Here is a 7,109-nt window from a genome sequence, read left to right as displayed (position 1 = left end):
CCCGCCGTTTTTGCATTTGTTGCCATTGCGAGGAGCGATTACGACGACGCAATTCACGTTTCCGCTTGCGGCGCGATGGATTGCTTCGGGGAGCCTGTCATCGGGTCGCTCTTCGCGCGGACCCGTTGGCTCGCAGTGACGTGGAAAGATTGAAGTCCTACTTCTTCTTCGCCCCCACCCGCTCGATCTTCTTGATCTCCAGCGCCGGCCGTCCCGACTTCTCCGCGATCTCGCGGTCCTGCTCCATGATGAAGCTGCGGGCGGGTTCGTCGCCGTCGAGGCCGCCGAGCAGCTCGGTGGGCACGCGGCGGTTGGAGCGCTGGGAGCCGTCCTCGTAGACGACGTTGAAGAAGGCGAATTCGCCTTTGGGATTGGTTCCGGGTTTTTTGGCCATGGCGGCTTGTCGTCGATCAGGGCGCCGCAGTCAAATGACTTCGGCGGTTGTCGGCATGCAGCCGCGGACTTGCGGACGGCTCCGCGCCATCGATCGGCGAAATGTTGGGAGGGAAAGCGCCTAGCGCTTTGAAAGGTCCGGTGCGAACCTTCAATAAACGGCGGGCCGCGAAGCCCGCCGTTTATTTTTGGTCTTCAGTGTCGCCCGGGGCTGGCAGGGCAACAACCTAAAATAGAAGATTATAGGTTGCGTCATGCCGTGGCAAGCCAAATCGTCAGAGTGTTGATGTCGCAGCGAGCGCAGCAGAAATGTGGTGATCGTGCAGTTGAGTTCCGACGCACATCGGAGCAATTGTTTGGATCGTCAAATCAGTTTGTTCATATTGCTGCTGTCGCAATGCAGCGAGCGGTCGCGCGCCTTGTAGAAGTGCGTTTTGCTGCGCGACTTCCCGTCTGCGCGCACACATCCGGTTCTCCTGGGCAGGGACCGAGTTCCATCGCCGCGGCGGACATTTCAACGCGTGCGCGGATGCTGCGCCACCTTCTGAACGGCGAGCCGCGATCCGTGTCCGCCGCTGCGTTCCCCGCCATCCTCTTGACGTCCCTGCGCCATGATCGCACTGCCCATAGCCGCGGAACAGAAGGTGATGAGGAAGGAGGCGAGCAGCAGAAGAAGCGCGATGCCCGGGGTGCGGTCGGCGAGGATCAACTCGCGCAGATGCGCGGGATTGAGCCAGAGCAGCCCGCCGACGAGCAGCACCGCGGCGCAGGCGCCGATCGCAAGGTTGATGGCGAGCAGGCGGAACAGCGGGACGCGGAGGAGGCGGGGTGCTCGAGGTTGCTGATTTTTGGGCATGGCTTGTTGCATCATGTTGCTCGACGCAGCAACTGACGGCCGCGCGAGCGTCGACTATAGCGGCAAATCTCTCTTACGTCATTCCGGGGCGCGCGTCAGCGCGAGCCCGGAATCTATTTACCCGCCAACTCTGCTGCGTGATGAATTCCGGGTTTGCCCTGCGGGCGCCCCAGAATGACCGAAGGAGTATCACGGCGCTACCAGCTCCACCCGCCGGTTCAGCGCGCGGCCGGCATCGGTTGCATTCGAGCCGACCGGTGCCAGCAGGCCGATGCCGGCGGTGCGCAACCGTGCTTGCGCGATGCGAAAGCTCTTCACCAGCTCGGCGGCGACCGCATCGGCGCGGCGTTTCGACAGGTCGAGATTGTACTCATAGGCGCCCTGGCTGTCGGTGTGGCCGACGATGTAGACGCTCAGCTGCGGCTGGCTGGTGAGCAGCTTTGCGATCTGTTCCAGCGTCGGGCGGCTTTCCGGCTTCAGCACTGCCTTGTCGGTGTCGAAATAGATGCCGTAAAGCGCGATGTGGCCGGTCTCACCAAGACCCTTCGCCATCGCGGCGGCATCGACCATCTTGTTGGCGATCGCGCCGAGCTCGGCGACGGTGACCTGCGCGTAGATCTCCTGGTTGTTCTGGCTGACGAGAACGCTGGCAAAGGTCTCGCGCCCGCCTTCGCTCTTGCGGCCGGCAAAATAGCGGTAGTCGAAACCGTCGATCCACATCTGCGGGACCGGCAGCGTGTCGACGCTTTCGGTGAAGGGAATGGCGCCGCAGGCCTCGGTGTCGCAGGCGAGCAATGTCTCGAAGCCGGCCTTTGCGAGCTGCGTCTCGAAATTGCGCGACACCTCCAGGATCGAGGGACCGGGATTGGTGCGATAGGCGATACGGACGATGCGGCCTTCGAGCCGGCGCGCGTCGGTCGGCTGGCCGTCCTCGAAGGGAGCCGCCTGCATCCGCGCCGCATCGAAATCCTTCACGACATAGCCGGTGATGACACTGCCGGCGAACCGGCCGATGCCGGGATAGTCGCGACTGCCGGCGACATCGCGGGTTTGCGCGGCGGCGGCAGTGCAGGAGAGAAGGCAGACGAGGGCGGCAAGGGCGAGCGATCCGGAGATGGTTTGCGGCGCGGGCATCGGCACTCTCTCGGTTGGGGGAAAGGGGGCGCAGAGGTTAGTGTCGCCCACCACGCCGCGGGTTCTCACCCGTAGCCCATTCCCTTGCCGGAAAGCCCGTTTCAGGCCGCCGGTGCCACCTGGCTGCCGGTCTCGCGCGCCTGCGCCGCTTGCTGGCGCTCCATCATGGTCTGCCACAGCGTGGCGATGCTCACTTGCGTCTGCGGCGCGATCAGGCAGTGGCGCTCACTGTCGAAACCGCAGAACCGCACCGAGGGATCTTTCCTCGCCTCGGTCAGGGCCTGGTTGAGCATCTCCAGGCATGTCATCACTTGGCCGATGTCTTGCAGCCGGGTGTGATGCAGGATGTCCATCAGGCGGAACGTCATCACCGGGGGCTGGCCGAGGCTGATGCCCGGACGGCCGAGCTCGAACAGCACGTTCACGGCGGGAAACACGCCGCGGATGTGCTCGAGCACGTCGGCCATGTCCTCCACGCTGCAGGCGACGAGATGCGCGGCCTGCGGCGGCGCGGCTGCTTGCGTCCGCGGCGCGAGGCCGAGCGCCCCAATCACTTCCTGCTCGATCCATTGCCGCACCGGGGGCGGCGCATTGCGGATCTGCTCGGCGGTCAAGGTAACTCCAGTCATTGGCTAGTCTCCTGGGCGGCTCCTTTGCCCAGTCTAGAAACCAGGGCGTGAAAGACGTTGATGCTGATCAAGCGTGCCGCTTTGACGATGGCCGCTTTCCCGGGCATGATCGCGCGCTGCTTCGCACTGGGATTTCTTTGGGGGGTCGCTCGACATGTTGAGATACGCTCTGGCCGCCGCCTGCTTCATTGGTCTGGCCGGCGGCTCGGCCGAGGCCGCGCGCTGCGGCGGGGACTTCAACAGCTTCATCGCCACCATATCCTCCGAGGCCCAGGCAGCCGGCGTCTCGCCGGGCGTGACCAGCGCGGCGTTCAGCGGCATCACCCAGGACGGCGCCGTGCTCGCCTTCGACCGCCGCCAGCGCTACACCTTCAACAAGAGTTTCGAGCAGTACGTCTCGACCCGTGTCGGTCCGGGGCGCATCAATGGCGGCAGGGCGTTGCTGCAGCGTCACGCCGCGCTGCTCTCGCGCATCGAGCAGCAGTTCGGCGTGCCGCGTTACATCCTCGTTGCGATCTGGGGGCTGGAGAGCGATTTCGGCAAGGGCGACATCGGCAAGCTGCCGGTGATCCGCACGCTGGCAACCCTCGCGCATGACTGCCGCCGCACCGATCTGTTCCAGGGCGAGCTGCTCGCCGCCCTCAAGATCGTGCAGCGCGGCGACCTGCCGCTGCGCGACCTCATCGGCGCCTATGCCGGCGAGATCGGCCAGACCCAGTTCCTGCCGTCGTCCTACATCAAATACGGCGTCGATTTCGACGGCGACGGCCATGTCGACCTCCGCCACAGCGTCCCCGACGTGCTCGCCTCGACCGCGAACCTCTTGCACACGAACGGCTTCAAGATGGGCCAGCCCTACGGCGAAGGCACCGCCAATTTCGAGGCGATGCGCGAGTGGAACAGGGCGGTGGTCTATCGCAAGACCATCGGCTATTTCGCCGATCGGCTGGCGGGGCAGTGAGGGTCGGCATTCACCCAACGCTAGCCGTCATTGCGAGCGCAGCGAAGCAATCCAGAATCCCTCCGCGGAGAACGTCTGGATTGCGTCGCTGCGCTCGCAATAACGATGTGGGGAGATGAATGTAATTTCCCGATCGTCGTCCTGACTTTCGCCAGGACGACGGGTATATGGCGGGCGGCGTCGCGTCCAAAACTCACGCCCCCTTCGCAATCTTCTCGAGCCTGCGCTGCAGCGGCGCCCAATAGGTCCCCGGCCGGAAGCGCTGCAGCAGGTCCATGAAGCGGGCGTCGTTGCCGATCAGGATGCGGGGCTCGTTCCTCTCGATGCCCTTGATGATGCGCAGCGCGGCATCCTTCGGCGTCGTCTTCGCCGCATTCTCGAACCGCTCGATCATCTGGGCGCGGCGCGCATTGTCGGTGACGCCGACCCCGGTGCGCGAGCTGCGCGCGATCGATGTCGCAACGCCGCCGGGATGGACCACCGACAGTTTGACGGGACTGCCCGCCACCGCAAGCTCATGCCGCACGCTCTCGGAAAAGCCGCGCACCGCGAATTTTGCTGCGGCGTAGGCGGATTGTCCCGGCGGAGCGATGATGCCGAAGATCGACGAGATGTTGATGATGTGCGCCTCCGCCATCGTCTTCAGATGCGGCAGGAAGGCACGCGTGCCGTGCACCACGCCCCAGAAATTGATGTCGAACAGCCACTCCATCTGCGCCTGGTCGATCTCCTCGAACGAGCCCAGCAGCGCCACGCCGGCATTGTTGACGACGATGCCGAGGGAGGGATGCGCCGCGGTCGCCTCGGCTGCGAATTGCGTGATGTCGTCGGGCTTACTGACGTCGACGCGATGCACGCTGACCTTGCGTGTCGGGCCGATCTCGGCGGCGAGCGCCTTCAGCTCGGCCTCGTCACGATCGGCGAGCGCGAGGTCGCAGCCGCGCCGGGCGAATTCGACCGCGAGCGCGCGGCCGATGCCGCTCGCCGCCCCCGTAATGGCCGCGGCGCCGCGTATCATCGTCATGAGGCCTCCCGTCAGGTTCTGGAAAGGGAACGAAAGATCTGCACTTTTTCAGGATGGAACCGAAACCGGAGTCGGGTTTCGTCTTTAACCTACGTTACTTGAACGGCGACAGGCAACTTTGGGAGCGATTGATGGGCCAATCAAAACCATTTTGCGCAACAGCGCTCATCGTTGAAGACGACGCCATGCAGCGGGAAATGCTCAGCCTCCTGCTCGAAGAAAGCGGCTATCAGGTCATCCAGTGCGAGAGTGCCGAAGCGGCCGAACGCGTGCTGGAGAAGAACGCCGGTGCGCTATGCCTGATGATGACCGACGTGCAGCTTGCGGGCCGCATGAGCGGCGTCGAACTTGCGTACGTCGCCAAGGACCGCAATCCGAAGCTCGACGTCGTCGTCACCTCCGGGCGCCCCTTGAAGCAGCCCTTGCCGGATGGCGCGAAATTCTGGGCCAAGCCCTGGGCGCCGCTCGACGTGTTGCGCGAGGCCGAGATCGCGCAACTGTCCTGACGGCCGGTCGCGGCTGACCGGCTTTCCTGGCCCGCGGCAGGCTGGTAAGGTCTGCCCATGTCCTGGTCCTTCCTGCTCACCTCGCTGATCGTCGTCGCCTCGCCCGGCACCGGCGTGCTCTATACGCTGGCGGCGGCGCTCACACGCGGCTCGCGCGCCAGTGTCGCGGCTGCGTTCGGCTGCACGCTCGGGATCGTGCCGCACATGTGTGCCGCGATGCTCGGGCTTGCCGCCGTGCTCCACACCAGTGCGCTCGCCTTCGCCGCGCTGAAATGGGGCGGCGTGCTCTACCTGCTCTACATGTCCTGGCAGGCGCTGCGCGAGACCGGGGCGCTCTCGGTGGAGGGCGAGATCCGCGAGCGGTCGAGCAGCCGGGTGGTCGTCACCGGCTTCCTGATCAACATCCTCAATCCAAAACTGTCGATCTTCTTCCTCGCCTTCCTGCCGCAGTTCATCGCGGCGGACGAGGCCCATGTGCTGGCGCGGATGCTCGAATTGAGCGGCGCCTTCATGGCGATGACTTTTGCGGTGTTCGTCGTCTACGGCCTCTGCGCAGCCTCGGTGCGTGAGCGCGTCATCTCCCGCCCGCGCGTCATGGCATGGCTGCGCCGGAGCTTTGCGGCGGGCTTCGCCGCGCTCGGCACCAAGCTGGCGTTTGCGGAGCGGTAGGTTCTTTCTTTACCTCTCCCCGCTTCCGGGGGAGAGGTCGCATCCCATCGCAGATGGGATGCGGGTGAGGGGTACAGGTCTCACGACGACCGCGTGTGTCGATAGAAGCCCCTCACCCCAGCCTCTCCCCGCGAAGGGCGGGGAGAGGGAGCGAGAGAGCGGAGCTCATCGCAAAACGCGGCAACAAAAAAGCGGGCCTTGCGCCCGCCACTGTCAACTCGTCCGATCTCACCCGAAGCCCGGGCGGAGCGAGGCTCCACCCGGGCAAAGAAAAAGAAGCCGCGTTACTTCTTCTTCGCCTTCTTGGCCTTTTTCGCCTTCTTCTTCGCCGCCTTCTTCGCTTTCTTAGCCATAGTATCCTCTCAAGGGTTAATGGTTGAACGCGACACGAGGGATGCTCGGCGGAGGGCCAGCCTCGCAATATCCTCGGCCATAAACTCAGCAGATTCGCAGGGCTCTGCCCTGTGCTGTCACATCCGTGTCATCGCGTTATCCACAGCTCAGATGCACTTTCGGATGATTTTTGACCACGAATCCGCATCGAGCGCGTCGCGACGGGGGCGCGCGGGACGGCGGCGACATGCCTAATGATCCGACAACGCAGCGGCGCCGTTCATGAATCCAAAACCAAAGGCTCGCTTTGAAGGATCGCAGTGAGATTCCGTTAAGCGCATCCCGCGCATTGTTCCCCGCAAGAAGACGGGGATGGTCATGGACGGACGGCTGCCAGGAATGGGGGACGCGACGCTGCGCGCGCTGCGCTCGCCATGCTGAACGTACCGACACTGTGGACGGTCTTCGTCGTCAACTTCCTCGCGCTCGGCCTGATCTGGGCCTACGTAACGCGCTCCTATCCCAAATTCGCCGCCGCGCGGTTCTGGATGGCGTCGTCCTTCGTCGGCGCGGCCGGTGCCATGACGGCCCTGGCCCGCCTGTT

The 7,109-nt window shown here is 64.5% G+C and carries 8 protein-coding genes and 1 pseudogene; 4 read left to right on the top strand and 5 right to left on the bottom strand.

Going from position 1 to position 7,109, the window contains the following annotated elements:
• Positions 1-157 precede the first annotated feature (157 nt).
• From A5906_RS12030 to A5906_RS12015, 4 genes are all read right to left on the bottom strand, one after another.
• Positions 158-394 (bottom strand): hypothetical protein, encoded by a 237-nt coding sequence (locus A5906_RS12030; protein ID WP_080135411.1) that lies wholly within the window; start codon positions 392-394, stop codon positions 158-160.
• Positions 395-907: 513 nt separating this feature from the next.
• The gene (locus tag A5906_RS12025; protein ID WP_080135529.1) at positions 908-1,249 is read right to left on the bottom strand and encodes a hypothetical protein; all 342 of its coding nucleotides are present in this window, start codon (positions 1,247-1,249) and stop codon (positions 908-910) included.
• Between the two features lie 189 nt (positions 1,250-1,438).
• Positions 1,439-2,383 (bottom strand): OmpA family protein, encoded by a 945-nt coding sequence (locus A5906_RS12020; protein WP_080135410.1) that lies wholly within the window; start codon positions 2,381-2,383, stop codon positions 1,439-1,441.
• 101 nt (positions 2,384-2,484) lie between these two features.
• Positions 2,485-3,012: a hypothetical protein gene (locus tag A5906_RS12015; RefSeq protein ID WP_080135409.1), complete on the bottom strand. Its 528-nt coding sequence runs from the start codon at positions 3,010-3,012 to the stop codon at positions 2,485-2,487.
• Positions 3,013-3,166: 154 nt separating this feature from the next.
• Between A5906_RS12015 and A5906_RS12010 the strand changes: the two genes are divergently transcribed.
• Positions 3,167-3,973 carry a lytic murein transglycosylase gene (locus tag A5906_RS12010; protein ID WP_080135408.1) on the top strand — a complete coding sequence of 269 codons (807 nt, stop codon included), beginning with the start codon at positions 3,167-3,169 and terminating at the stop codon, positions 3,971-3,973.
• A gap of 193 nt (positions 3,974-4,166) precedes the next feature.
• Here the strand turns inward: A5906_RS12010 and A5906_RS12005 are convergent, their stop codons facing one another.
• Entirely contained in the window at positions 4,167-4,997 is an 831-nt protein-coding gene (locus A5906_RS12005) for an SDR family NAD(P)-dependent oxidoreductase (RefSeq protein ID WP_080135407.1), read from the bottom strand.
• A gap of 131 nt (positions 4,998-5,128) precedes the next feature.
• Between A5906_RS12005 and A5906_RS12000 the strand changes: the two genes are divergently transcribed.
• From A5906_RS12000 to A5906_RS44260, 3 genes and pseudogenes are all read left to right on the top strand, one after another.
• The gene (locus A5906_RS12000) at positions 5,129-5,503 is read left to right on the top strand and encodes a response regulator (protein WP_080135406.1); all 375 of its coding nucleotides are present in this window, start codon (positions 5,129-5,131) and stop codon (positions 5,501-5,503) included.
• Positions 5,504-5,560: 57 nt separating this feature from the next.
• Positions 5,561-6,172, top strand: coding sequence for a LysE family translocator (locus A5906_RS11995; RefSeq protein ID WP_080135405.1), 612 nt, complete (start codon positions 5,561-5,563; stop codon positions 6,170-6,172).
• Positions 6,173-6,939: 767 nt separating this feature from the next.
• Positions 6,940-7,109 (top strand): annotated as a pseudogene (locus tag A5906_RS44260) (GGDEF domain-containing protein); the annotation flags it as partial.

The sequence above is a fragment of the Bradyrhizobium sacchari genome (assembly GCF_002068095.1).
GTDB lineage: Bacteria > Pseudomonadota > Alphaproteobacteria > Rhizobiales > Xanthobacteraceae > Bradyrhizobium > Bradyrhizobium sacchari.
This window is presented reverse-complemented; position numbering and strand designations above follow the sequence as displayed.

Bases quoted from the DNA above. Each gene is read 5' to 3' on its own strand.
- A5906_RS12010 (WP_080135408.1), top strand. From the start codon at position 3,167: ATGTTGAGATACGCTCTGGCCGCCGCCTGCTTCATTGGTCTGGCCGGC.
- A5906_RS11995 (WP_080135405.1), top strand. From the start codon at position 5,561: ATGTCCTGGTCCTTCCTGCTCACCTCGCTGATCGTCGTCGCCTCGCCC.
- A5906_RS12020 (WP_080135410.1), bottom strand. From the start codon at position 2,383: ATGCCCGCGCCGCAAACCATCTCCGGATCGCTCGCCCTTGCCGCCCTC.
- A5906_RS12015 (WP_080135409.1), bottom strand. From the start codon at position 3,012: ATGACTGGAGTTACCTTGACCGCCGAGCAGATCCGCAATGCGCCGCCC.
- A5906_RS12030 (WP_080135411.1), bottom strand. From the start codon at position 394: ATGGCCAAAAAACCCGGAACCAATCCCAAAGGCGAATTCGCCTTCTTC.
- A5906_RS12005 (WP_080135407.1), bottom strand. From the start codon at position 4,997: ATGACGATGATACGCGGCGCCGCGGCCATTACGGGGGCGGCGAGCGGC.
- A5906_RS12025 (WP_080135529.1), bottom strand. From the start codon at position 1,249: ATGCCCAAAAATCAGCAACCTCGAGCACCCCGCCTCCTCCGCGTCCCG.
- A5906_RS12000 (WP_080135406.1), top strand. From the start codon at position 5,129: ATGGGCCAATCAAAACCATTTTGCGCAACAGCGCTCATCGTTGAAGAC.